Annotated in this window: 22 protein-coding genes and 1 pseudogene; 8 read left to right on the forward strand and 15 right to left on the reverse strand. The window is 60.2% G+C overall.

Going from position 1 to position 23,283, the window contains the following annotated elements; all coding sequences use genetic code 11:
- Window positions 1–14 precede the first annotated feature (14 nt).
- Complete coding sequence (locus ATY79_RS21705) at window positions 15–710, forward strand: fumarylacetoacetate hydrolase family protein (RefSeq protein WP_088694364.1); 696 nt, start codon at window positions 15–17, stop codon at window positions 708–710.
- Between the two features lie 12 nt (window positions 711–722).
- Window positions 723–1,250, forward strand: coding sequence for a gamma carbonic anhydrase family protein (locus ATY79_RS21710; RefSeq protein ID WP_088694365.1), 528 nt, complete (start codon window positions 723–725; stop codon window positions 1,248–1,250).
- Between the two features lie 152 nt (window positions 1,251–1,402).
- Here the strand turns inward: ATY79_RS21710 and ATY79_RS21715 are convergent, their stop codons facing one another.
- From ATY79_RS21715 to ATY79_RS21730, 4 genes are all read right to left on the reverse strand, one after another.
- A complete protein-coding gene (locus ATY79_RS21715; protein WP_088694366.1) occupies window positions 1,403–1,603 on the reverse strand; it encodes a hypothetical protein in 201 nt (66 codons plus the stop codon).
- A gap of 157 nt (window positions 1,604–1,760) precedes the next feature.
- Window positions 1,761–2,159, reverse strand: a complete 399-nt coding sequence (locus ATY79_RS21720; RefSeq protein WP_088694367.1) for a Fur family transcriptional regulator — start codon at window positions 2,157–2,159, stop codon at window positions 1,761–1,763.
- Complete coding sequence (gene znuB, locus ATY79_RS21725; protein ID WP_088694368.1) at window positions 2,156–2,971, reverse strand: zinc ABC transporter permease subunit ZnuB; 816 nt, start codon at window positions 2,969–2,971, stop codon at window positions 2,156–2,158. The genes ATY79_RS21720 and znuB overlap by 4 nt, the downstream gene beginning before the upstream one ends.
- A complete protein-coding gene (locus ATY79_RS21730; protein ID WP_088694369.1) occupies window positions 2,964–3,923 on the reverse strand; it encodes a metal ABC transporter ATP-binding protein in 960 nt (319 codons plus the stop codon). Before ATY79_RS21730 ends, znuB begins: the two co-directional genes overlap by 8 nt.
- A 101-nt stretch (window positions 3,924–4,024) precedes the next feature.
- Here ATY79_RS21730 and znuA point away from each other — a divergent pair, with 101 nt between their 5' ends.
- The 3 genes and pseudogenes from znuA to ATY79_RS31005 all read left to right on the forward strand — a co-directional run bounded on the left by znuA (window position 4,025) and on the right by ATY79_RS31005 (window position 6,448).
- Window positions 4,025–5,011 carry a zinc ABC transporter substrate-binding protein ZnuA gene (znuA, locus tag ATY79_RS21735; protein WP_088694370.1) on the forward strand — a complete coding sequence of 329 codons (987 nt, stop codon included), beginning with the start codon at window positions 4,025–4,027 and terminating at the stop codon, window positions 5,009–5,011.
- A 73-nt stretch (window positions 5,012–5,084) separates the two neighbouring features.
- Window positions 5,085–6,284, forward strand: a pseudogene (locus ATY79_RS21740) (GTP-binding protein).
- Window positions 6,281–6,448: a hypothetical protein gene (locus ATY79_RS31005; protein ID WP_189638055.1), complete on the forward strand. Its 168-nt coding sequence runs from the start codon at window positions 6,281–6,283 to the stop codon at window positions 6,446–6,448. The pseudogene ATY79_RS21740 and the gene ATY79_RS31005 overlap by 4 nt, the downstream one beginning before the upstream one ends.
- Window positions 6,449–6,497: 49 nt before the next feature.
- Here the strand turns inward: ATY79_RS31005 and ATY79_RS21745 are convergent, their stop codons facing one another.
- The 10 genes from ATY79_RS21745 to ATY79_RS21790 all read right to left on the reverse strand — a co-directional run bounded on the left by ATY79_RS21745 (window position 6,498) and on the right by ATY79_RS21790 (window position 18,698).
- Complete coding sequence (locus tag ATY79_RS21745) at window positions 6,498–6,809, reverse strand: RcnB family protein (RefSeq protein ID WP_088694371.1); 312 nt, start codon at window positions 6,807–6,809, stop codon at window positions 6,498–6,500.
- A gap of 164 nt (window positions 6,810–6,973) precedes the next feature.
- Complete coding sequence (locus ATY79_RS21750; RefSeq protein WP_088704840.1) at window positions 6,974–8,587, reverse strand: glycoside hydrolase family 43 protein; 1,614 nt, start codon at window positions 8,585–8,587, stop codon at window positions 6,974–6,976.
- A gap of 95 nt (window positions 8,588–8,682) precedes the next feature.
- Window positions 8,683–9,714 carry an L-glyceraldehyde 3-phosphate reductase gene (gene mgrA, locus ATY79_RS21755; RefSeq protein ID WP_088694373.1) on the reverse strand — a complete coding sequence of 344 codons (1,032 nt, stop codon included), beginning with the start codon at window positions 9,712–9,714 and terminating at the stop codon, window positions 8,683–8,685.
- Window positions 9,715–9,799: 85 nt separating this feature from the next.
- The gene (locus tag ATY79_RS21760; RefSeq protein ID WP_088694374.1) at window positions 9,800–10,933 is read right to left on the reverse strand and encodes a Gfo/Idh/MocA family oxidoreductase; all 1,134 of its coding nucleotides are present in this window, start codon (window positions 10,931–10,933) and stop codon (window positions 9,800–9,802) included.
- A gap of 8 nt (window positions 10,934–10,941) precedes the next feature.
- A complete protein-coding gene (locus ATY79_RS21765) occupies window positions 10,942–11,703 on the reverse strand; it encodes a sugar phosphate isomerase/epimerase (RefSeq protein ID WP_088694375.1) in 762 nt (253 codons plus the stop codon).
- A 42-nt stretch (window positions 11,704–11,745) separates the two neighbouring features.
- Window positions 11,746–14,211, reverse strand: a complete 2,466-nt coding sequence (locus ATY79_RS21770; RefSeq protein WP_088704841.1) for a glycoside hydrolase family 2 protein — start codon at window positions 14,209–14,211, stop codon at window positions 11,746–11,748.
- 120 nt (window positions 14,212–14,331) lie between these two features.
- Window positions 14,332–15,417: an ABC transporter ATP-binding protein gene (locus ATY79_RS21775; RefSeq protein ID WP_088694377.1), complete on the reverse strand. Its 1,086-nt coding sequence runs from the start codon at window positions 15,415–15,417 to the stop codon at window positions 14,332–14,334.
- A 3-nt stretch (window positions 15,418–15,420) separates the two neighbouring features.
- Entirely contained in the window at window positions 15,421–16,356 is a 936-nt protein-coding gene (locus ATY79_RS21780; protein WP_088704842.1) for a carbohydrate ABC transporter permease, read from the reverse strand.
- Entirely contained in the window at window positions 16,349–17,251 is a 903-nt protein-coding gene (locus ATY79_RS21785; protein WP_088694379.1) for a sugar ABC transporter permease, read from the reverse strand. The genes ATY79_RS21780 and ATY79_RS21785 overlap by 8 nt, the downstream gene beginning before the upstream one ends.
- Before the next feature lie 211 nt (window positions 17,252–17,462).
- Window positions 17,463–18,698 carry an ABC transporter substrate-binding protein gene (locus tag ATY79_RS21790; RefSeq protein ID WP_088694380.1) on the reverse strand — a complete coding sequence of 412 codons (1,236 nt, stop codon included), beginning with the start codon at window positions 18,696–18,698 and terminating at the stop codon, window positions 17,463–17,465.
- Between the two features lie 454 nt (window positions 18,699–19,152).
- Between ATY79_RS21790 and ATY79_RS21795 the strand changes: the two genes are divergently transcribed.
- Both ATY79_RS21795 and ATY79_RS21800 read left to right on the forward strand, forming a co-directional pair.
- A complete protein-coding gene (locus ATY79_RS21795; RefSeq protein WP_088694381.1) occupies window positions 19,153–20,187 on the forward strand; it encodes a LacI family transcriptional regulator in 1,035 nt (344 codons plus the stop codon).
- A gap of 68 nt (window positions 20,188–20,255) precedes the next feature.
- A complete protein-coding gene (locus ATY79_RS21800; protein ID WP_088694382.1) occupies window positions 20,256–20,813 on the forward strand; it encodes a cysteine hydrolase family protein in 558 nt (185 codons plus the stop codon).
- A 49-nt stretch (window positions 20,814–20,862) separates the two neighbouring features.
- Here ATY79_RS21800 and gndA read toward each other — a convergent pair whose 3' ends face one another.
- Window positions 20,863–22,314 (reverse strand): NADP-dependent phosphogluconate dehydrogenase, encoded by a 1,452-nt coding sequence (gene gndA, locus ATY79_RS21805; RefSeq protein ID WP_189637231.1) that lies wholly within the window; start codon window positions 22,312–22,314, stop codon window positions 20,863–20,865.
- Between the two features lie 125 nt (window positions 22,315–22,439).
- On the opposite strand from gndA, the gene ATY79_RS21810 reads away from it, so the two are divergent.
- Complete coding sequence (locus ATY79_RS21810) at window positions 22,440–23,225, forward strand: helix-turn-helix domain-containing protein (protein ID WP_088694384.1); 786 nt, start codon at window positions 22,440–22,442, stop codon at window positions 23,223–23,225.
- The last annotated feature ends 58 nt before the right edge of the window (window positions 23,226–23,283 follow it).

Genomic DNA, 23,283 nt, shown 5'->3' on the forward strand with positions numbered 1-23,283 from the left:
AGCAAGAGCTTGCAATGTTCCTTCCCGCCACCGTCATCCCGCTTCCGCACCCCGTCCTGCTTCCCGTCGAGGGCACAGCGGAGGCATTCCCCGTGCGCCGCGTCTATTGCGTCGGGCGCAACTATGCCGACCACGCGATCGAGATGGGGCATGATCCAAGCCGCGAGCCGCCCTTCTTTTTCCAGAAGAACGCCGATAACCTACTGCCTGAAGGCAAGGATTTCCTCTACCCGCCGCTGTCAAGCGATGTGCATTTCGAGGTCGAGTGCGTGCTGGCGCTGAAGGCCGGCGGCCAGGATATCGCCGCCGACAAGGCGCTCGGCTGCGTCTACGGCTACGCGGTCGGCATCGACTTCACACGTCGCGATCTGCAGGCAGAGGCGAAGAAGCTCGGCCGCCCCTGGGAGGTCGCCAAGGCCTTCGAATATTCGGCACCGGTGTCACCGATCGTCCCGGCAGCCAGGCTCGGTCACCCCTCGTCAGGCAGGATCTGGCTGGAGCTCAACGGCAAGCGCGCGCAGGATGGCGACCTCAACCAGATGATCTGGAAGGTGCCGGAGATCATCGCCGAACTGTCGAAGCTCTTTATTCTGGCACCCGGCGACGTCATCATGACCGGCACACCGGCCGGCGTCGGCGCCGTGAAGAAGGGCGACCGCGTCGATTGCGGCATCGACGGCATCGCCACGCTTTCGGTCAACGTGGCCTGAGGGGGAGACGTCATGCCCGTCTATGCGCTTGGCGAATTGACGCCGGACCTGCCGCCATCGGGCACCTATTGGATCGCGCCCGACGCCCACGTCATTGGTCAGGTTTCACTTGGCGTCGACGTCGGCATCTGGTTCGGCTCGGTTCTGCGCGGCGACAATGAACCGATCACGGTTGGCGCGGCAACGAATATCCAGGAAGGCGCAATGCTGCACACCGATCCGGGGTTTCCGGTAACGATCGGCGAAGGCTGCACGATTGGTCATCACGCCATCGTGCATGGCTGTACGATCGGCGACAATTCCCTGATCGGCATGGGCGCCACGGTGCTGAACGGCGCGAAGATCGGCAACAACTGCCTGGTCGGCGCCAATGCGCTGATCACCGAGGGCAAGGAGTTTCCCGATAACTCTCTGATCGTCGGCTCGCCCGCACGGGTTATCCGTACGCTCGACGAGGCGGCAATCGCCGGGCTACGCCGCTCCGCTGAGAAGTATGTCGGCAACTGGCAGCGTTTCGCGCGGGACCTACGCCCTCTCTGAGCGTCAGAACAGCAGACCGACGCCGGTCACGTTCTTGACGGCCGTCTTCACGAGATCGAAGACGGCATTGAGGATTTTCTGCGCGGCTGCGTAAAGCAGGAACTCGAACTCCGCCAGCGCGCTGTTGAGATTGAGTTCGAGAAGATGCAGCGTCAGGTCCGCAGCCTTGACGGTGATTTTGCCGCAAGCTGCGCCATGACCTTGGCGGTCTTCTGCGCGATGAAACCCAGCTGGTCGGTCATCTCGTCGCGAATGGCGGTCCCTTGGTCCCTTGCCGTCCCGGCCGCGACGGACAGCAGGCCTTCAAGAAGTTCGTCTACAGATTTTGGTGCGAAAGTCGCGTCAACAGGCATGGATGTTTCCCATACTTCAATGAGCTTCCATCGTCTTTGCAATCCCGCAGCCCTCAGCCCCCCCGCACATCATAAGTCAGCCAAAGATACAATCAATAATTACATTCAATCAAATACGCAATCGCTGCGGGATATCGGTTGTAAGCGTGGCGTTGGTCTAAGCGGCACACGCCTCACACAGGCCACGGATTTCGATTGTGGTCTTCTCTGCCTTGAACTTCTTGCCGCGCGTCCAATCCATGAGGCGGTGATCGACCTCGTGGTCATGGAACTCCATGACATGCCCGCAGCTCTCGCAGATCGCAAACGCAACGATGCCGTGGCTGTGGCAGTTTTGCTCCGGATGCGCGCAGGCAACGAAAGCATTGATACTTTCGAGCCGGTGCACGACACCGTATTCGAGCAGCTTCTCCAGCGCCCGGTAGACCTGCAGCGGCGCGCGAAAACCGTGATCGCGCAGCTTGTCGAGGATCGTGTAGGCGCTGAGCGGTCCGTCGGCCTTTTCGAGAACCTCGAAAACGAGAGTCTGGTTCTTGGTCAAAGCAGGTGCATTCATGAACGTTGTCCTTCCAAGGCCTGCCCGCGCCCGCGCTTCGGCAGCAGGCTCAAAACGAAGAGGATCAAGGCTGCGACGACGATCGACGGGCCGGAGGGCGTGTCGTAGGTCAGCGACCCGAACAGCCCGCCGACCACAGCAACGGCGCCGATCAGCGAGGCGAAAATGGCCATCACCTCCGGCGTCGAGGCGAAGCGCCGAGCAGCCGCCGCCGGGATGATCAGAAGCGAGGTGATCAGCATGATGCCGACGATCTTCATGGCAATGGCGATGACGACGGCCATCAGCAGCATGAAGAAGAGCCGCGCCCGCTCCGGCTGCAGCCCTTCGGCCTCGGCAAGCTCGGGGTTGACGGTGGAGGCCAGAAGCGGCCGCCAGAGCCAGGCAATCGCCGCCAGAACGAGGATGCCGCCACCCCAGATCATGACGATATCAGTCTTCGAGACCGCAAGAATGTCGCCGAACAGAAAGGCGATGAGATCGATGCGCACCCAACTCATGAAGGCGACCATGACGAGACCGATCGCCAGCGTCGCATGCGAGAGGATACCGAGCAGCGCATCCGCGGACAGCGCCTGGCGCTTCTGAAGGAACAGCAGGAGGATCGACACCGTCGCCGCAACTAGGAACACCGCGAGCGTCAGGTTGAACTGCAGTAGCAGCGACAGCGCGACGCCGAGCAGTGCTGAATGGGCGATCGTATCGCCGAAATAGGCCATGCGCCGCCAGATGATGAAGCAGCCAAGCGGGCCTGTTGTCAGCGCCAGCCCGACGCCGGCAAGGATAGCGCGGACGAAGAAATCGTCAAACATGGCGCTCTCCTGCGGGCTGCTTGTGATCGTGCATATGGTCGTCGGCATGATGATGATCACCGCCGACATGGCTGTGGTCATGGCTATGACCGGCGTGATCATGCCCTGCGTGGTCGTGGTGGGTGTGGTCGTGCCCATCATAGTCATGATGATGGCCATCGTCGGGGTGGCAGTGATCGGTGACGGAGCCATCGGAATGCAACACCCGACCATCGGGCAGATGCGTGTGGTCGTGGTGGTGGCTGTAGACCGCGAGCGCCTGCGCCGCGCGACTGCCGAACAGGCGGACGTATTCCGCGCTCTGGGTGACCGCCTGCGGGGTGCCGCGGCAGCAGACGTGACCGTTGAGGCAAATCACCGTATCGGTTGCCGCCATGACGACATGCAGGTCGTGCGAGATTAACAGAATGCCGCAGCCGGTCGTATTGCGGATCGACTGGATCAGATCGTAGATCGCGATCTCGCCCGAGAAATCAACGCCCTGCACCGGTTCGTCGAGCACCAGGAGGTCAGGTTTGCGGGCGATCGCGCGCGCCATCAAGGCCCGCTGAAACTCGCCGCCGGACAGGTGCTGCACTTCGGCACCGAGCATGTGCGACAGCCCCACAGCTTCGAGAGCAGCCGCCATATCGGCGTCGGAAAGAGGTCCGGTCAGCGTCATCAGCCGGCGGACTGTGAGCGGTAGCGTCCAGTCGATCGCCAGCTTCTGCGGCACATAGCCGACCTTGAGGCCGGCGGCGCGCTCCACCCTTCCCTCGTCGGGCTTCAATACGCCGATCGCCGTCTTGACGGTCGTCGATTTTCCCGAGCCGTTGGGCCCGATCAGCGTCACGATCTCGCCGCGCGAAACGGAGAAATCCACGCCGCGGACGAGCCAGCGGCCGTTTCTTCGAACGCCGACATTGGAAAGCGAGACCAAGGGCTTCGCTTCGGAATTTGCGGGAGAGAACATCATTTTTCCGAATGTGCTGTTGCGACTTGCTATCGCACACGTTATAGCATAACGCAATTGATGTAATAACATAACAATTGCAATTCAAGCGGAGTACACGGATGAAATTCGCGATGGCCCTTACCCTCGCAGTCCCCGCCATCTTCTTTGCCGAGGCGGGCAGAACGGCAGATGCGCCTGTCGTGGTGACCTCGATCAAGCCGGTTCACTCGCTCGTATCGGCGATCATGCAGGGCGTCGGCACGGCCGAACTGATCGTCGATGGTGCCGCCTCGCCCCACACCTACAATATGAAGCCGTCAAACGCACGCGCGCTACAGAACGCCAAAGTGGTATTCTGGGTCGGCCCGGGGCTCGAGGCGTTTCTGGAGAAGCCGCTGGAGGCGATCGGGTCCGATGCCATCGTCGCCGAACTCGACAAGGCGCCCGGCCTCACGAAGCTCAACTTCCGCGAAGGCGGCGCCTTCGAGCCGCACGATGACGGTGACCACGACGGCGACGATCATCATGACGGCCATGGGCACGATCATGCCCATGCGGACGCAGATCATGACCACGATCATGGGGCATTCGACACCCATCTCTGGCTTGACCCGCAAAATGCCAAGGCGATGGCTGCCGAGATCACCACCACCCTCGTCGCAGCCGACCCCGCCAATGCCCTCACCTACCAGGCCAACGCCAAGACGCTGGACGACCGACTAGACGCGCTGGACAAGGAAATCACCGGTATCGTGTCACCGGTCAAGGACAAGCCGTTCATCGTCTTCCACGATGCCTACCAATATTTCGAGAACCGCTATCACGTACGGGTCGCCGGTTCGATCACCGTCAGCCCCGAAACCATCCCCGGTGCGGAACGCATCGCGGAGATCCACAAGAAGGTCGGCGAACTCGGCGCCACCTGCGTCTTCGCCGAACCGCAGTTCCAGCCGCGATTGGTCGATGTGGTGATCGAGGGGACGAAGGCGAAAGCCGGCGTCCTCGATCCCGAGGCCGCCACGCTCGATGCCGGGCCGGACCTCTATTTCAACCTCATGTACGGCATTGCCAACAGCATGAAGGACTGCCTTTCGAGAGAAAGCTGAGGAAGACGGCAAAGGCGGACCTCGCAGTCCGCCTTTTTTCAGCATGTAATTATATAACATCTCGTAGAACTGAATGAATACGAAGCTTCCCGTAACGGTGCTGTCGGGCTTTCTGGGCGCCGGCAAGACCACGCTGCTCAACCATATCCTTGGAAACCGTCCGGGTCTGCGTGTCGCCGTTTCAATGACATGAGCGAGGTCAACATCGACGCCGCCCTGGTACGCGATGGTGGCGCCAACCTCTCGCGGACCGACGAAGAGCTGGTGGAGATGACGAACGGCTGCATCTGCTGCACGCTGCAGGACGATCTCTTAAAGGAAGTCCGCCACTTGGCGGAACAGGGACGCTTCGATTATCTCCTGATCGAATCAACAGGATGCCCAACCTCTGCCGATCGCGACGACCTTCGAGTTCCGCGACGAGAACGGTGCAAGCCTCTCCGACATCGCCAGGCTCGATACGATGGTCACGGTGGTCGATGCGGCCAACCTGCTCTCCGATTATGCGTCCGCGGACTTTCTGGCCGATCGCGGTGAAACCGCAGGCGATGGCGACAATCGCACTATCATCGATCTCCTGGTCGAACTGATAGAATTCGCCGATGTGATCATCCTCAACAAGATCGGCACTGCGACGCCGGCTGAATGTCAGGCAGCACGGCAGATCATCGTGGGGCTCAACCCGGACGCCAGGCTTCTTGAAACCGATTTCGGCCAGGTCGACCTCCGCGACGTACTGGGAACAGGACGCTTTGACATCGAGCGCGCTGAAACGCATCCGCTCTGGTACAAGGAACTGCACGGCTTTTCCGACCATGTGCCGGAGACAGAGGAATACAGCATCCGCTCCTTTGTCTATCGGGAAAAGCGGCCCTTCGAACCTGCCAAACTGCAGCGCTTCTTCGATACTGGTTGGCCCGGGGTCGTCAGAGCGAAGGGCTTTTTCTGGCTGGCGACGCGCCCGCATCACGTCGGCGAAGTCAGCCAGGCCGGAGCACTGCTGCGGACAGGCAAGATGGGGCTCTGGTGGTCGTCCGTGCCGCGCGAGCGATGGCCGGACGACGAACGCTTCATGACAGCGCTATCGCCCTATCTCGATCCCATCTGGGGCGACCGCCGGCAGGAGATCGTCTTCATTGGCAGCGATCCGATGGACGAGGACTGGATACGGCGGCAACTCGATGCCTGCCTCGTGCCGGAGGAGACCTTTGCACCCGAGAAATGGCGCGTGCTGCCGGATACCTTCGCGAGCTGGGAAGAGCGCGTAGCGTGACGACGCAAGCTCCGAAAACCTATCGCTGTCACTGCGAGGAATGTGACCCTCTGCCGCCGATCGAGGGATTGGCTGCACCGCGACAAGCGGAAGCGGATACCGGCGCCATTGCTCGGGTGGCCGCCGCGATGCAGCGGCTCCTGCGCAAACAGGCGCCCGATTGAATCAGAAGGGCGGCATTCAAGCCGCCCTTCCACATATTCGGCGTTGTGCCTAGCGAATGACAATATTCGCGATCACGCCGTTGACCGAGCCGATGAGCAGGAAGTCGTTATCGACCTGTACCCAACGATAGCCGCGCGGTGGAGCCGACAGGCGGTAGCGATGATAGTCGCGCACGTCGCGCATGTGGCGGCGCTCGGTGGGCGTCATGCGATGGCCGCGCGTCCACTTGTACTTCTTGACGTGAACATCGCGCTCCACAACAACCGGCCGACGATGATCCTGGGCGCTCGCTTCAGTCGTTGCCAGCAGCGGAGCGGCAATCACGGTAGCGGCAAGAAGGATGGTGGTGAGCTTTTTCATTGGGAGGTTCCTCGTGTTGAACACGCCACGAACCTAGGCCAGAAGAAATGAACCGAAACTGAAACTTAAGTTAAACTTCTGTAATCATAACAGATGCTTAAAAGCATATCCTAAATTTCGAAATGCGATATCGCCCGGATTTCCGGGCGATATCGGGCCATCGATCAAAGTTCGTCGTAGTTGAACCAGTCGAAATCTGCCGTCTTTGCACGCCCCGACGTATCGAAGGCGAAGACGCCGGCGAAGGCGCCCGTAAACGAGCCATGTTCGCCACGCCCGCCTTCATCTGACACGACGCCCGCATCGAGGACCGGACCAATTGGCTGCCACGCCCCCTTGCCTTCCGTCTGCCAGAAAAACTGAAGGTCGTTGTCCCTGATTTCCATGGAAAGCTGTACACGCCCCTCCGCCGGAATGGCCACACCGCTGCCTGCCGGGAAGCTGAGGCGGCTGTTCGGGTAGTCGCCATCACAGGAGAAGATCGTGACGCACCGTCCCAGCTTTTCATGCAGGGTCACGCCGATCGCATGAAATTTGTGCCTGTTGTAATAGTGGGTCAGGCCGCCGACCTGCTGGTAGGTGTCGGGATCGAATTCGACCACCGTCTCCGCCCGGAAGCTGTGGTGCTCCTGGCGGCGCGCGACGAGAGACTGTTCGAACCACGAGCCGATGCTTTCACGCGCGATTAGCCTGAGGTGTCCGGGCCGGTCGGTCAGGTTGAAGATACGCTCCGGCTTCGGCGTGCGAAGCCACTGGAAGTCGGCAGGCAGGCTGACGCCATCGAAGCTGTATTCGCTGCGCATGGACTTCTCGACCGGCACGGCACCTGCCAGTCCCGGCACGGTGACATCGGGAACGGTCGTGCCATTTTCGAGATAGAGCCAGCCATCTTCCTTCCAGACGCACTTCTGCAGGCTGGTTTCGCGGCCGAGCGTACAGCGGCGCTTCGGCGGCATCGGCCGGCCGCAGAGATGCGTATGATAGACCTGGCCATCCGGCGTTTCGACATACTGGCCGTGCCCTGCCCGCTGAAGAACGGCTTCCGGATGGTCCTTCGACGTGATGAGGTGCTTGTTCGGATGCATCACATAGGGACCGTCGATGTCACGTGAACGCGCCATTGTCACCGCATGATCGTAGCCGGTGCCGCCCTCGGCGGTCGTCAGGTAGTAGTAGCCGTTGCGCTTGAAGAGATGCGGTCCTTCGACGAGGCCGAGCGAACTGCCGGCGAAGATGTTCTTGATTGGCCCCTTCAGCGACTTCGTAGCCGCGTCCCACTCCTGCATGAGGATGCCGTCGAAGGCCGGCGATTTCGGCGCGCCGCCGAAGCTCTCGGTGCGGTGGTTCCACTGCATGTTCAGGAACCACTTGCGGCCGTCATCGTCATGGAACAGCGACGGGTCGAAGCCGGAAGAATTCACGTAGACAGGCTCGGACCATCCGCCCTCGATCGTTGGCGAAGTCACAATGTAGTTGTGCGCATCCTTGAAGTTGCCGTCGAAGCGCTTGACGTCGGTATAGACCAGCCAGAACACCCCGTCGGCATAGGAAAGACAGGGCGCCCACACGCCGCAACTATCGGGATTGCCACGCATGTCGAGCTGCGACTGGCGCTCGAGCGGACGCCGCACCATCGTCCAGTTCACGAGATCGCGTGAATGATGGATCTGGACGCCGGGATACCATTCGAAGGTCGAGGTGGCGATATAATAATCGTCCCCGACACGGCAGATGGACGGATCCGGGTTGAAGCCCGGTAGGATCGGGTTGCGGATCATGCTGAAATCTCCTCCCTGAGATATGCGCACAGCTTGCGTTACGTACATCAAATTCCAAGAAAGAACGCCCGGAAGGTCGTTCCGGGCGCTTCGGTTTATTCGCGTTCTGCAGACTTGGCCCACAGATTGATGTCCGCCTCGCGAGCGTAGACGTCGATCTCCTTGAGCTCCTCGGCAGTGAAGTCGAGATTGTCGAGCGCCTTGACGCAATCGACAATCTGCGACGAGCGGCTCGCGCCGATCAGCGCCGAGGTCACGCGGTCGCCGCGCAGCACCCAGGCGATCGCCATCTGTGCCAGCGTCTGGCCACGACGTTCCGCGATCTCGTTGAGCTTGCGGATGTTGTCGATGATCTGAGGGCGGATGAAGTCCTTCTTGAGGAAGTGGTTCTGCGCCGCACGGCTGTCCTGAGGGATGCCGCCGAGGTACTTCGTCGTCAGCATGCCCTGTGCCAGCGGCGAGAACACGATCGAGCCCATGCCGACCTCGTCGAGCGTGTCGAGCAGCTTGTCGTCCTCAACCCAGCGGTTGAGCATGGAATAGCTCGGCTGGTGGATCAGGCACGGCGTGCCGAGATCCTTGAGGATGGCGGCAGCTTCGCGGGTGCGTTGCGAGTTGTAGGACGAGATGCCGACATAGAGCGCGCGACCGGAGCGCACGATATGATCAAGCGCGCCGCAGGTTTCCTCGAGCGGCGTATCCGGATCGAAGCGGTGCGAGTAGAAGATATCGACATAATCGAGACCCATGCGCTTCAGGCTCTGGTCGCAGGAGGCGATTAGATACTTGCGGCTGCCCCACTCGCCGTAAGGACCCGGCCACATGTCGTAGCCGGCCTTGGACGAGATGATCAGTTCATCGCGCAGGCTGGCAAATTCGGTGCGCAGGATCTCTCCGAAGGCGGTCTCGGCGCTGCCGGGAGGCGGGCCGTAATTGTTGGCGAGGTCGAAATGGGTGATGCCGAGATCGAAGGCCGTGCGGCACATGTCGATCTTGCGGTCATGGGGCGTGTCGCCGCCGAAATTGTGCCAGAGGCCGAGCGAAACGGCCGGCAGCTTCAGGCCGGAACGGCCCGTGCGGTTGTACTTCATCTTCGAATAGCGGTCGGAAGCCGGTTGCCAGCTCATCGTTCTGATCCTTTAAGCAAAAAGGCGCGGGCTCGTCGCCCGCGCCGGACCATAGTCCTTTGGACGCTTACTTCAAGAGCGCCCACTATTTCAGGAGCGCTTGGGCCTCTTCGATGCCGAGTGCGGCCGGCTGCGTGCAGGTCGTCGTCAGTTCGATGAAGCGGCCTTCCTCGCCCGACTTCAGGATCGAGGTCATGACGTCGACGCCGTGCAGCGTGCGATCGAGCGAGCAACGCGCATCGCGGCCCTCGATGATCGCCATCGCCATGTCGGCAAGGCCGGCCGTGCGATAGTTGGCGCGCGGTCCCTGCGGGCTCTCCTGGTTGAAGATGCCGAAAGGATGCTCCCAGCCGTCGAGTGGCTTGACATCCTTGTCGCGGCCGCTGGCCTCGACCACGCCGCCGAAGAAGTTCGGATCCGGCACGTAGAGCGAACCGTCGGTGCCGTAGAGCTCCATGTTGGCATGGCGATGAGACCAGACATCCCAGCTCGCCGTCAGCGTGATCGTCGCGCCGCTGACGAATTCGAGGATCGCCTGGATCGTCGTCGGCGTCTTGACCGGGATAACCTCGCCATGACGCGGCTGGCTGGTGATCGTGCGGGTATCAGACGCCATGGAGGTCATGGCGCCGACGCGCTTCACCGGGCCGATCAGGTTGATCAGATTGGCGATGTAGTATGGACCGAGATCCAGGATCGGGCCGCCGCCGGGCAGAAAGAAGAAATCCGGATTCGGATGCCACATTTCCATGCCCGGGCTCATGACGTAGCATGCGCCGGAGGTGACGCGGCCGATGCCGCCCTCGTCGATGTATTTGCGGGCGAGCTGATGCGCGCCGCCGAGGAAGGTGTCAGGCGCGCAACCGACGGAGAGGTTCTTCTCCTTGGCGATGCGGCGCAGTTCCTCACCCTGCTCGAGGGTCAGAACCAGCGGCTTTTCCGAATAGACGTGCTTGCCGGCTTCGAGGATCGCCTTCGAAACCGGGAAATGCGCGTCCGGGATGGTCAGGTTGACGATGACGTCGATCTCGTCATTGGCGAGAAGCTCGTCGATCGTCTGTGCCTTCACGCCGTACTCCTCGGCGCGGGCCTGGGCGGCCTGCACGTTGATATCTGCGCAAGCCAGAACCTTCAGGCCCTTGAAGAGCGGGGCCAGCGAGAAGTAGGTAGTGGAGATGTTGCCGCATCCGATGATGCCGACGCCAAGTTCCTTGGTCATGATGTGCCTCAGTAGGTCTTGAAAGATGCGATCGAGCGGGTGATCAGGCGATCGACATCAGCGGGATTGTCATGTTCGACGACATAGTGCTTGGTCTTGGTGCCCTTCAGCGCCGTGATGAGCTTTGCCCAGGGCAGCGTACCGTGGCCGACATCCGCCCAGCCGTCTTCGTTCTTGTTTTCGCCGGCAGGCGCGATGTCCTTGACGTGCGCCGAGGTGATGCGCGATCCGAGCTTCTCGATCCATGCGAAGGGATCCGCACCGCCGCGAACGACCCAGGCAATATCCGCTTCCCAGGAAATGTCAGGCGCGCCTTCGAAGATCAGCTCGATCGGCAACGAACCGTCGGCAAGCTTCACGAATTCGAAGTCGTGGTTGTGCCAGCCGAATTCATAGCCGGCGTCCTTGTAAGGCTTGCTCATTTCCTGCAGGCGCTTGCCGAATGCCAGCCAGCCGGCACCGTCGGTCGGGCGCTGATCGGCCGCCAGATGCGGGGCATAGATCGAGTCCATGCCGAGGATCTTGGCAATGTTCAGAGACTTCTGCACTTCGCCGTCGAGGAAATCCGGGCTGAAGTGGCCGCTCGCCATGACAAGGCCGTTCTTGTCCAGTTCGGCGCGCAGGCTCTTCAGGCCGGCATCGTCGAGATCGGCATAGATACCGCCGAAGCCTTCGACTTCCTGGTAGCCGGCCCTGCCGAGCTTTTCGAAGATCGCCGAATAGGGCTGGAAATTGCGGGCGCTATAAAGCTGGAAACTCAGTTTCGTCATTATTCCTCCTCGGGCCTCGTGCCCATTACATTTCAGTCAGCATCAATCCACGGACTGACAGGATTGCAGGTCGTAGAAACGGAAATCCGGCAGTGAGCCGCCATCAAGCGGTGTGGCCGGGGTGAAGGTGATGCGGCGCGTCTCGCCCGCCGCCAGATCGAAGGCATTGTCGGAATATTTGCCGTCGGTATCGGTCTCGATCATCACGAAGAGCGCAAGTCCCTTAGCGGTGACGTTGACGCAGACGGAGCCGTCCTCCTCGACATATTCGTGCGTGACCATCAGGCCGGCGGGTTCGAGCTCCAGCGCCTTGTAGGTGCCGTGCACATAGTGCCCCTCGCCGCCCATGCCGTTCGAGGCGGTGAAGCGCCAGGCGAGCAGCGTGCCTGCCGGAAGGTCAACCACCTCGATCGTTGCAGCAGTGACCGCGGCATCCTGTGTGCAGACCGCCTGAACATCCTTCAGGTGCTTGCGCTCGCCCTTCATATCGAGGACCGAGAGAGACAAATCGATGCTGACCTCGGCAAGTGTATCGTTGACCAGCGAGAAGCGGATCTGCTTGCTGTCTTCCGATGGGATGGCGGCGACCGCCACCGGCTGAAAGAAGCGCTTGACCAGATAGTGCATCGCCTTCCAGCGGCCGCCATAATCGAGGCTCGACCAGGAAGCCACCGGCCATGTGTCGTTGAGCTGCCAGTAGATCGTGCCCATGCAATGCGGCTTCAGCGACCGCCAGTATTCTACTGCCGTCTTGATCGCGAGACCCTGCTGGATCTGGCTGAGATAGACGAAGTTAGGGAAATCCTTCGGGAAGCGGAAATAGCGGAACATCGTGCCGGCGATGCGCTCGTTGCCGCCGGCGTTCTTCTGGTGCAGTTCCATGACCGGCGACGCGACGTTCATGTCCTTGGCGTCGGCATAGGTCTTGATGACGGGCAGCGATGTATAGGACTGGAAACCGAACTCCGAGCAGAAGCGCGGCCGCACCGAGCGGTAATTGTCGAACGACTTGTTCTCGTGCCAGACCGACCAATAATGCATGTCGCCGGACCCATCGGCATGCCAGGCATCGCCGAAATCGAGATAGCCGGAAGCCGGGCTCGACGGCCACCAGATCGCATCCGGCGCCGCCTTCTTCATCGCCTGCTCGATCGTCCGGTTGAGGCGATCGTACGAGACGAGATAGCGGTCGCGGTCCTTGCGCGATTCCTCGAACCAGGTGAGCGCGCCCACCAGTTCGTTATCGCCGCACCAGAGCGCGATCGACGGATGCGAATTCAGGCGGCGAACCTGATAGTCGACTTCAAGCGTGACGTTGTCGAGGAAGTCCTCGGTCGACGGATAGAGATTGCAGGCGAACATGAAGTCCTGCCAGACCATCAGGCCGAGCCGGTCGCAAAGATCATAGAAATGATCATGCTCGTAGAAACCGCCGCCCCAAACGCGGATCATGTTCATGTTGGCGGACTTGGCCGATTGCAAAAGGTCCTCGGTCTTTTCGGGCGACGACAGCGAGAAGAGCGCGTCCGCGGGGATCCAGTTGGCACCGCGGCAGAAGATTTCGCGGCCGTTGACCTTCAGCGCGAAACGGCTACCGGCAGCGTCAGGCGTCGTGATGAGTTCGAGGGTGCGAAGACCAATCTGCTTGGTCACCGCATCCGTTGGCAGATCGACCGTCAGTGCATAAAGCGCCTGCTCGCCGCTGCCGGAAGGCCACCAGAGCCGCGGCTTCTCGATCTCGAAAACATGATTGACGACCGTTTCTCCGGCTCCGACGCCGACGTCCAGGCGAACGCGCTCACCATCAAGCGAGAAATGGATCGGCACGATACCGGGGTTCTTCGCAAACAGTGTCGCAGTAACCTGCAGATCCACGGAACCGTTCAGATTGTGCACCTGCCGCGTCGTCACGTGTTCGATGCGAGCCGTCTCGAGTTTGCGCAGCGCGATCGTGCCGTAGAGCCCAAGGGGGCCAATCGCGATGTTCCAGTCCCAGCCGAAATGGCACTGAGGCTTGCGCAGCATGTTGCCATTCGCAATCGGCGAGTTGCCGGGATGATATGGAATGTAAAAGGGCTGCCTGGCCTGCCGGTCGACACCGGCGGCAATGCTCGAATGCAGGACGATACGGATAATGTTGTCGCCGGTTTTCAGCTGGCCGCCAACATCAGGCCGATAGCGCCGAAAGCTGTTATCTGCGAGCAGAACCGGCGAGCCGTTGATGAAGACGGCAGCCACGGTATCGAGATAGTCGATATCGAGATACCAATCGCCATCAGGCTCCGACAGCGTGAAGCTGCGCTCAAGCACCCAGTCGCGATGCGCCACCCACTGAACGACTTCCTCGTTGCGGCCGAAATAGGGATCGGGAATGAGCTTGGCAGCATGCAGCGCCGTGTGCACATCGCCCGGCAGCGTGATCGACGTCGTGATGTCCCCATCGGCGGAGCTAAGCGTCCACGATCCGGAGAGGTCGAGGTTGAACCCGTTTTTCGGCAAGGATGTCATAACATTATCCCGATCGGGCTACGCTTGGGAATGCCCGCACCAGCGAGCCGCAGCCGAACTTGGTGGCCAGATGGCCGATTAAAAGAACGGGCGGAACGATAGCTCCGCCCGCATTGCGGTCTAAAGACGAAGCTCGGTTTCCGCATCGAAGATCGACGCCAGCGACATATCAAAGCCGAGCTTGAGGGCTGTGCCGGGGCTGAAGCGGCGCGCGCCATTGATGCGTACCGACATTGTGTGGCCGGCATGCTTCAACCACAGCAGGTTGTCGGCGCCCATCGGCTCTTCGATATCGACCGTAGCATCGTGGACTTCAGCGCCGAGGTTCTCGTTAACCTTCACATGTTCCGGACGAACACCGAGAATGACCTTGCGGCCCGCCTGCAGCACTTCTGGTGTGTCGTAGTGCGCCAGCGAAAAGTTCACGCCGTTCGCGGCAAAGAACGTCTGATCCCCCTGCTTGGTGATCTCACCGCGTAGGAAATTCATCGACGGCGAACCGATAAAGCCGGCAACGAAGAGATTGCGCGGCTTGTTGTAGATCGTGGTCGGATCGGCAAGCTGCTGGATGATGCCGCTCTTCATGATCGCGATACGGTCAGCCAAGGTAAGCGCCTCGATCTGGTCGTGTGTGACGTAGATCATCGTGTTGTTCAGCGACTGGTGCAGGCGCTTGATTTCGACGCGCAGTTCCGAGCGCAGCTTGGCGTCGAGGTTCGACAGCGGTTCATCGAACAGGAACACATCCACATCGCGTACCAGTGCGCGACCGATTGCGACGCGCTGGCGCTGACCGCCCGAAAGTTCGGCTGGCTTGCGCTTCAAGAGCGGCTGAATCTGCAGAATTTCCGCGGCGCGCGCCACGCGCTTGTCGATCTCCTGTTGCGGCACCTTGGCGACCTGAAGACCGAAGGAGAGGTTTTTCTCGACGCTCATCTGCGGATAGAGCGCGTAGGATTGGAACACCATGCCGATGCCACGATCCTTGGGCTCTTCCCAGGTAACATTCTTGCCCTTGATAAAAATCTGGCCGTCGGAGGCGTCGAGCAAGCCGGCGATGCAGTTCAACAGCGTGGACTTGCCGCAACCGGACGAGCCGAGAAGGACGAGGAACTCCCCGTCATTGATTTCGAGATTGAGGTCCTTGAGAACGCTAATCGCGCCGAAATTCAAAGACAGATCGCGGATGGAAACACTGGAATTCATGGATCAGCCTTTCACTGCGCCGGCGGCGATGCCACGGACGAAAAGTCGTCCCGATACGAAGTAGACAACGAGCGGCACCAGACCCGTCAGGATCGTTGCGGCCATGTTGACGTTGTATTCCTTCACGCCCTGGACAGAATTGACGATGTTGTTGAGCTGCACGGTCATTGGGTAATATTCCGGCCGGGTGAAGACGACGCCGAACAGGAAGTCGTTCCAGATGCCGGTGACCTGCAGGATCATGGCGACGACGAAGATCGGCAGCGACATGGGCAGCATGATCTTGAAGAAGATCTGCCAGAATCCTGCCCCGTCGATACGAGCCGCCTTGAAGAGTTCCTGCGGCAGCGATGCGAAGTAGTTCCGGAACAGCAGCGTCAGGATCGGCATGCCGAAGATGCTGTGCACGATGATCAGGCCGGTTAGAGTCCCGTAGATCCCCATTTCACGCAGCACGATAACGATCGGATAGATCATTACCTGATAGGGAATGAATGCGCCGACGACGAGGATCGCGAAGAACAGCTCGGAACCCTTGAAACGCCAGTTGGCGAGCGCATAACCGTTCACCGAGGCGATGGCGATCGAACCGATCACCGAGGGAACCGTGATACGGACCGAATTCCAGAAGCCGCGAGAGAGACCGTCGCAGTTGAGCCCGGTGCAGGCAGTTGCCCAGGCCTTTACCCAGGGTTCGAAGGTGATTTCGACCGGCGGCGAGAAGATATTGCCAAGCCGGATTTCCGGCATGCCCTTCAGCGACGTGACGATCATCACGTAGAGCGGAAGCAGGTAATATGCTGCGGCAACGAAGAGCGTGCCGTAGAGCATGATGTTGCGCGGAGAAATGACCCGCTTGGGCTTCGGGCCACTCGGCCCCGAGGCGGACTTGCCGGACGCGCGGCCATCGGCGGTCTTGAGAGCAATAGCATCAGGCACGTTTACGCCCTCCGAATTCCAGATAGGCCCAGGGAATGATGATGATCGCGACGGTGATCAGCATCATGGTGGAGGCGGCGAAACCCTGCCCCAGATTCTGAGCCTGGAACATGTAGTCGTAGACGTATTTGGCGGGCACTTCCGACGCGATGCCGGGACCACCTGATGTCTGCGCCACGACGAGGTCGTAGACCTTGACGATGCCGCTCGCGATGATGACGAGCGTCGTGATGAACACCGGCCGCATCATCGGAATGACGATGAAGAGATAGGTCTTCCACATCGGGATGCCGTCGACGCGCGCAGCCTTCCAGATATCTTCATCGATGCCACGCAGACCGGCCAGCATCAGGCACATCACAAGGCCGGTTCCCTGCCAAAGCGCGGCGATCAGGATGCCATAGATGACGATTTCGGGCGTATAGAGCGGATCGAAGGTGAAACTCGACCAGCCGAGCGAGCGGACGACGGACTGCACGCCGAACTCGGGATTGAGCACCCACTGCCAGACGAGGCCCGTCACGATGAACGACAGGGCGAATGGGTACAGGAAGATCGTACGGAACGTATTCTCGAACCGGATCTTCTGATCCATCAGAGCCGCCAGGACAAAGCCGATCACGAGGCTAAAAATTAGGGAGAGAACACCGTAAACGGCCAGATTCTCAATCGAAACGATCCAGCGCGGAGCAGCCCAGAGGCGCTTGTACTGATCGAAACCGACGAAGCTCAACCGAGGAAGGAGCTTCGAGTTGGTGAATGAATAGACCACCGTCCAAGCCGTGCCGCCGAGAAAGATAACAAGGGCGGTAAGGATCATGGGGATGGAAGCAATCTTCGAATTCAGATTGCGCAGTAACTGATTTGGCCGGCCTGCTTTCGCTTGACCCGTCATTGTAATTCCTCCTGAATCGCAATTCCTCTGTGATCCAGAGCGGCGAACCGTCTGACGGTCGCCTCCTCCTCTCACTCCCATATCGAGACCGGCGATTGCGCATCAGCGCGTCAGCCTCGAGCGCTGCCGCCACCCGGATCACGATGGGAGTTCCGGGCAAATCCGGCTCCGTCAAACGGAGCCGGATCGCAACAGCATCGGAATGCGACGATCAGTCGGCAGAAGCGATGATTTCAGCGAAGCGCTTCTGAGCGGCTTCCGGCGTCATCGACGGATTTGCGAAGAACTCGGAGAAGAGGTCTTCCTTCTGCTTCTGGCTATCAGCCGACAGAAGCTGGTCCGTGCCTTCGATCACATTGCCCTTGGCCAGGATATCGAGGCCCTTCTTCATGCAGTCGTTCGCGGCTCCGAGGTCAACGTCGCCGCGAACCGGCAGAGAGCCCTTCTTCAGGTTGAAGGCAACCTGCGTCTTGGGATCGAGAAGCGTCTTGGCGAGGACATCCTGCGCCTTCGACTTGGCTTCATCCTTGAGCAGCGGGAAGTAGAAGGCATCACCACCGGTGGAGATGATCTCGTTCACGCCAAGGCCCGGAAGGCAGGTGTAGTCGGTACCGGCCTTCTGACCAGCAAGCTGGAACTCGCCCTGCGCCCAGTCACCCATGATCTGGCCGCCGGCCTTGCCGGTGATGACGAGGTTGGTTGCCTGGTTCCAGTCCTGAACGTTGCTGCCCTTCGACATGCGACGCGCATCATCCGCGGCCTTGAAGACCTTAGCGATCTCGGGACCGGCAGCGACTTCGGCGTCCTTGTCCTTGAATACCTTGTGGAAGGTATCCTTGCCGGCGATCGCGACCATCAGGACGTCGAATGCGCCTGCGGCCTGCCATGGTTGACCACCAACGGCGAGCGGAACGATGCCGGCCTTTTCAAGCGCCGGAGCAGCGGCGACGAATTCATCCCAGTTCTTCGGCACTTCGACGCCGGCCTTCTTGAAGGCCGCGTTCGAGAGCCACAGCCACTGCCAGGAGTGGATATTGACCGGGGCGCAATAGATCTTGCCGTTGATCGTGCAGGAATCGAGCAGGCTTGACGGACGGATGATGTCCTTCCAGTGCTCGGCGGTGGCGACATCGGTCAGATCGCGCATCAGGCCAGCCTGGACCAGCTCTTCCGCCTGGCGACCATGGTTGAACTGCGTGGCACCCATCGGGTCGCCGCCGGTGATGCGGCTGATCATGATCGGACGCGCGGTACCACCGGAACCGGCGATTGCACCGTCAACCCACTTGTTGCCGGTCGCATCGAATGCCTTTGCGAGTTCCGCCACGGCAGCAGCTTCGCCGCCGGATGTCCACCAATGGGTGACTTCAAGATCGGTCGCGTTGGCCGCACCGAGCGGCAACACGACGGAAGCGGCAAGCGCAGCCGCCATCAAACGAAAATTCATGAGTTCTCCTCCCTCACTGAAACGTTGCCGGAAAAACTTAGTTCAATCGATATTTGGGTGCAACAGCCCGCCTCGATAATTTTCCCTTTGGCTGCCATTTGCTACCATTGCCTGTCAAAACGCAGCGTTTTTCGACAGCATGCCATAATGATGAGCGACCGATTGAGCAGCTGCACAATCAAACATATACTATTGATCTATATGTATTATTTATAATAGGCTTAGAGCGACCGTCTAATCGTTCACTCGCACCTGCAAAAAATCCGGGCAAAATTCACAATTTCAACCATTGCGAGCACAGACAACACCATCGCGAAAAAAGACCCTCGACATTTCAACTGTATCGTTACAGATTTTGCTTCTTCAGAGGAGGAGCAGCTAGCGTTCTTTGTGCTTACAGCGCTTCGAAAAGACACTATAAGCGGGACCAAATTGCGCAGGACGGCCTAGAGGGATGGAAAACAAAGCGAATTTTGCAGGAGCCACCGCAGAGGCAACTCGCGAGCGGCCAACACTGAAAACAATTGCCTTCATGACCGGGCTCGGCGTGACGACAGTGTCGCGCGCGCTCAAGGATGCTCCTGACATCGGCGCGGAAACCAAGGAACGGGTTCGCATGGTCGCCCGCCAGCTCGGCTACCAGCCGAACAGGGCCGGCGTACGCCTGCGCACCGGCAAGACCAACGTCATTGCGCTGGTACTCAGCATTGATGAAGAGATCATGGGTTTCAGCAGCCAGATGGTGTTCGGCATCTCGGAGGTATTGACCGGCACGCCCTATCACATCGTCGTCACGCCGCATTCGCACAGCAAGGATCCGATGCTGCCCGTGCGCTACATCCTGGAAACAGGGTCGGCCGACGGCGTCATCATCTCCCGCATCGAGCCCGACGATCCCCGAGTCCGCCTGCTCACCGAGCACAACATGCCCTTTGCCACGCACGGGCGCACCGATGCCGGTCTCACCCATCCGTTTCACGACTTCGACAACGAGGCTTTCGCCCATCAGGCTGTCGAGAAGCTGGTCGGACGGGGACGCAAACGCATCGCCCTGCTCCAGCCTCCAAGCAAGCTGACCTATTACACGCACACGCGGATCGGATTTCAGACCGGACTACATGACTACGGCGCCGAGGAAGTGCCGTTGCGCGTCACGATCGACAATCCGCTGGAGGAAATCCGCAACGCCGTAGAAGTCATGATGCGCGCATCGAACGCACCGGATGGAATCGTTTGCTCGGCCGGAAGCGCCGCCATCGCCGTCAACGCCGGTATAGAGGCCGCCGGCAAGCGGCTTGGCCGGGATGTCGACATGGTCTCCAAGGAATCGGCGCCGATCCTCAACTGGATCCGTCCCGAGATCATCACCGCCTACGAGGACGTCCGCCATGCAGGACGCGAAATGGCGAAGGCAGTCATCGCCCGCATCGACGGCGTCGAACCGGAACTGTTGCAAAGCATCAGCCAGCCTGTCTGGAAGAGCAGGTAGACATCGCCACGCCAACCCTTATTGATGGCGGCAGAGGCACAACCAATCACAGCGGAGACGCACTGGATATGACGACGGCACTGCTGATCATCGACGTTCAGAACGCCATTCTCAGAGGCAAGAGCACGCCCGATCGCCAACCCATCATCGATGCGGCGCTGGACGAGACCGTTTCGCGGCTGCAATCACTTCGTGACGAGGCCCACCGCGCGGGCGCGCCTGTTATCCTCGTCCAGCACGATGGCGACCCAGGTCATCGACTGGCGGTCGGCACCGACGGCTGGGCCATCCGGCCGGAACTGTCGCCGGACAAGGGTGACACCGTCGTTCACAAGAAGAGCTCAGACTCGTTTTTCCAAACGGACCTCGCCGACAGGTTGGCAGAACGGAACGTCACGCACCTGATCGTCGGCGGCTGCATGACGCAGTTTTGCGTCGACACGACTGTCAGGCGCGCGGTCTCGCTTGGCTATGATGTCACGCTGGTTGCCGACGGCCACGCGACGGCCGATTCGGGAACACTGAACTTCGCTGATATCGTTGCGCATCACAACGAAACGCTTGACGATTTCGATGCTGGCAACGCCCGCATCCTGGTTCGACCGATCGAGGATATTCGCTTCTGAAGCGACGCCTTCGGGCCCGAAACCACCCGGCCGGCCTTTTCAGCAGCTTTTAGAACGTTGACGCGCCACTGCCCCAAGGGCCGTGGTGGAAATCCTTGCCGTCGAGGCGATCGAAGCCGTGCGCGCCGAAGAAGTCGCGCTGCGCCTGGATCAGGTTGGCCGTACCGCGACCCTGGCGATAGGCATCGAAATAGGTCAGCGCCGAGGTAAGCGCCGGAACCGGCAGGCCGGCCTGCAGGGCCGCCGTGACGACACGGCGTAGCGCCGGGATTGATTCCTTGACCATCTCGGAGAAGGCAGGCGTCACGATCAGGTTGGCCGCATCCGGCGCCTTGGTGAAGGCCGAGGTGATCTCGTCAAGGAACTGCGAGCGGATGATGCAGCCGGCACGCCAGATCTTGGCGATAACGGGCATCGGAAGCGACCAGTTAAACTCGCGCGATGCTTCCGCCATGACCGCAAAGCCCTGCGCGTAAGCGCCGATCTTGGCCGCAAACAGCGCCAGTTCCAGATCCTTGTTGAGTTCCGGTCCGTAAGCGATCGGGAACTTGTATTCCGGCTTGCCGAAGATCTTCTCGGCGGCTTCGCGTTCGGTCTTCATCGACGACAGGCTGCGGGCGGCGACGGCAGCCTCGATCGCGGTTGCCGGAATGCCCATGTTCTGGGCTTCGATCGCCGACCACTTGCCGGTGCCCTTCTGGCCGGCTTTGTCGAGGATCATGTCGACCATCGAGCCACCGGCGAGCGGATCGGTCGCGGCCAGCACCTTTTCGGAGATTTCGATCAGATAGGAATTCAGGCGACCCTTGTTCCATTCGCCGAAGATGCCGCTGATGTCCTTGGCGCTCTTGCCGACGCCGTCGCGCAGGATGCCATAGATCTCGGCAATCATCTGCATGTCGGCATATTCGATACCGTTGTGGATCGTCTTGACGAAGTGACCGGCACCGTCATTGCCGAGCCAGGCAACGCAAGGATCGCCGTTGTACTTGGCGGCGATCGACGTCAGCACCTTCTCGACGCGCTTCCAGGAGTCCTCGGTGCCGCCGACCATGATCGATGGACCATGGCGCGCACCTTCCTCGCCGCCCGAGACGCCCATGCCGATGAAGGTCAGGTCGGTGTTCTTCAGGCGGTCGAAACGAGCGATCGTATCGCGGAAGTTTGCATTACCGGCATCGATCATGATGTCGCCCTTGGAGAGGTAGGGGCGCAGCGCTTCCATCTGCTGATCGACGGCCTCACCGGCTTTGATCATGATGATGATCGGACGTGGCGGGCGGATCGCTTCGACGAATTCCTCGATCGTCTTGCAGGGAATGATCTGCTTTTTTAGGTCGCCGGCGCTTTCGTAGAATTCATCCGTTTTCTCAGGCGTTCGGTTGAAGACGGCAATCTTGTTGCCTTTTTCCGCAATGTTGAGCGCCAGGTTGGAACCCATGACGGCAAGGCCGATCAGCCCGATTTCTGCCTTTTCCACGATACACCTCCGATGAGTCATTTTGGACCGGTGTTGTGGCACTCTCTGGCTCAAACGGCAAGTTCGATTCGGCTTCGAATCGGCCTCGTATTGCCGGCGTTGCAAACTAAGCCATATTCCCTCTTAGTCTCACAGGAAGAGAGCCGATGAGCCGCGCAGGAACACATGAGGATGCAGTTCTCGCCGCGCGCGCCGGCCGATACACGGAGTATGCGCCCGCGCCTGCGCTTGGTGCTCATTTTGGCTGCCTTTGGTCACACGATATTCACGAAGGAGCCGATCAGAGGATCGCGATCGTACCCGACGGCTATTGCGACATCGTCTGGGTGGGCGGCAGGCTTGTGGTCGCAGGCCCGGACCGCAGCAGCGCCTTCCCGACGCTCGCCGGTGGCGAGAGGATAGTGGGCGCGCGCTTCGCCCCGGGAGCAGCCGCCGAGTGGCTGAAGGTGCAGCTCTGCGACATTGTCGGTCAATCAATTCCTCTGGAAGATTTCTGGGGAGCCGCGGCACTCAGATTGAATGAATTGCTATGCGCCTGCGCCAATTCGGACGAACGGCTCTTGCAGCTAAGATCCTCTCTTGAGCAAGAGGCCGCGAAACATGCAACATCGGCAAGGGACATGGCCTCGGTATTTGCGCGGGCAAGCGACATTTCGCAGTCCCGGGACGTGGTCGATGCCATGCTCGACGACCTCTCCATCGGCGCGCGCCAACTTCGTCGACGTTGCCACGCCCATTTCGGTTACGGACCGAAGACGCTCGCCCGAATTCGCCGATTTCAGGGCATGCTCGGCCTTTGCCGTAGCAAGAGCCTCCCGCTCGCAGAGTTGGCAGTTGCGGCCGGCTACGCCGATCAGGCGCATATGACCCGCGATGTACGCGAAATTTCGACGCTGACGCCCATGCAGCTTCAGCAGCAGATAGCAGGTTGAACGTCCGTTTTCTTCAATACGAAACCGTTTGTTTTGCTATCTCCATTAGAGCACCACA

Origin of the sequence: Rhizobium sp. R693 (assembly GCF_002211315.1) — a bacterium.
GTDB lineage: Bacteria > Pseudomonadota > Alphaproteobacteria > Rhizobiales > Rhizobiaceae > Rhizobium.

What these genes read in the sequence shown, in the direction of transcription:
- ATY79_RS21710 (WP_088694365.1), top strand. Translation starts at nt 723, where the DNA reads ATGCCCGTCTATGCGCTTGGCGAATTGACGCCGGACCTGCCGCCATCG.
- znuA (WP_088694370.1), top strand. Translation starts at nt 4,025, where the DNA reads ATGAAATTCGCGATGGCCCTTACCCTCGCAGTCCCCGCCATCTTCTTT.
- ATY79_RS21775 (WP_088694377.1), bottom strand. Translation starts at nt 15,417, where the DNA reads ATGAATTCCAGTGTTTCCATCCGCGATCTGTCTTTGAATTTCGGCGCG.
- ATY79_RS21790 (WP_088694380.1), bottom strand. Translation starts at nt 18,698, where the DNA reads ATGAATTTTCGTTTGATGGCGGCTGCGCTTGCCGCTTCCGTCGTGTTG.
- ATY79_RS21745 (WP_088694371.1), bottom strand. Translation starts at nt 6,809, where the DNA reads ATGAAAAAGCTCACCACCATCCTTCTTGCCGCTACCGTGATTGCCGCT.
- ATY79_RS21705 (WP_088694364.1), top strand. Translation starts at nt 15, where the DNA reads ATGTTCCTTCCCGCCACCGTCATCCCGCTTCCGCACCCCGTCCTGCTT.
- ATY79_RS21795 (WP_088694381.1), top strand. Translation starts at nt 19,153, where the DNA reads ATGGAAAACAAAGCGAATTTTGCAGGAGCCACCGCAGAGGCAACTCGC.
- mgrA (WP_088694373.1), bottom strand. Translation starts at nt 9,714, where the DNA reads ATGAGCTGGCAACCGGCTTCCGACCGCTATTCGAAGATGAAGTACAAC.
- ATY79_RS21800 (WP_088694382.1), top strand. Translation starts at nt 20,256, where the DNA reads ATGACGACGGCACTGCTGATCATCGACGTTCAGAACGCCATTCTCAGA.
- gndA (WP_189637231.1), bottom strand. Translation starts at nt 22,314, where the DNA reads ATGACTCATCGGAGGTGTATCGTGGAAAAGGCAGAAATCGGGCTGATC.
- ATY79_RS21730 (WP_088694369.1), bottom strand. Translation starts at nt 3,923, where the DNA reads ATGTTCTCTCCCGCAAATTCCGAAGCGAAGCCCTTGGTCTCGCTTTCC.
- ATY79_RS21715 (WP_088694366.1), bottom strand. Translation starts at nt 1,603, where the DNA reads ATGCCTGTTGACGCGACTTTCGCACCAAAATCTGTAGACGAACTTCTT.
- ATY79_RS21750 (WP_088704840.1), bottom strand. Translation starts at nt 8,587, where the DNA reads ATGATCCGCAACCCGATCCTACCGGGCTTCAACCCGGATCCGTCCATC.
- ATY79_RS21810 (WP_088694384.1), top strand. Translation starts at nt 22,440, where the DNA reads ATGAGCCGCGCAGGAACACATGAGGATGCAGTTCTCGCCGCGCGCGCC.
- ATY79_RS21785 (WP_088694379.1), bottom strand. Translation starts at nt 17,251, where the DNA reads ATGACGGGTCAAGCGAAAGCAGGCCGGCCAAATCAGTTACTGCGCAAT.
- ATY79_RS21765 (WP_088694375.1), bottom strand. Translation starts at nt 11,703, where the DNA reads ATGACGAAACTGAGTTTCCAGCTTTATAGCGCCCGCAATTTCCAGCCC.
- ATY79_RS21720 (WP_088694367.1), bottom strand. Translation starts at nt 2,159, where the DNA reads ATGAATGCACCTGCTTTGACCAAGAACCAGACTCTCGTTTTCGAGGTT.
- znuB (WP_088694368.1), bottom strand. Translation starts at nt 2,971, where the DNA reads ATGTTTGACGATTTCTTCGTCCGCGCTATCCTTGCCGGCGTCGGGCTG.
- ATY79_RS21760 (WP_088694374.1), bottom strand. Translation starts at nt 10,933, where the DNA reads ATGACCAAGGAACTTGGCGTCGGCATCATCGGATGCGGCAACATCTCC.
- ATY79_RS21770 (WP_088704841.1), bottom strand. Translation starts at nt 14,211, where the DNA reads ATGACATCCTTGCCGAAAAACGGGTTCAACCTCGACCTCTCCGGATCG.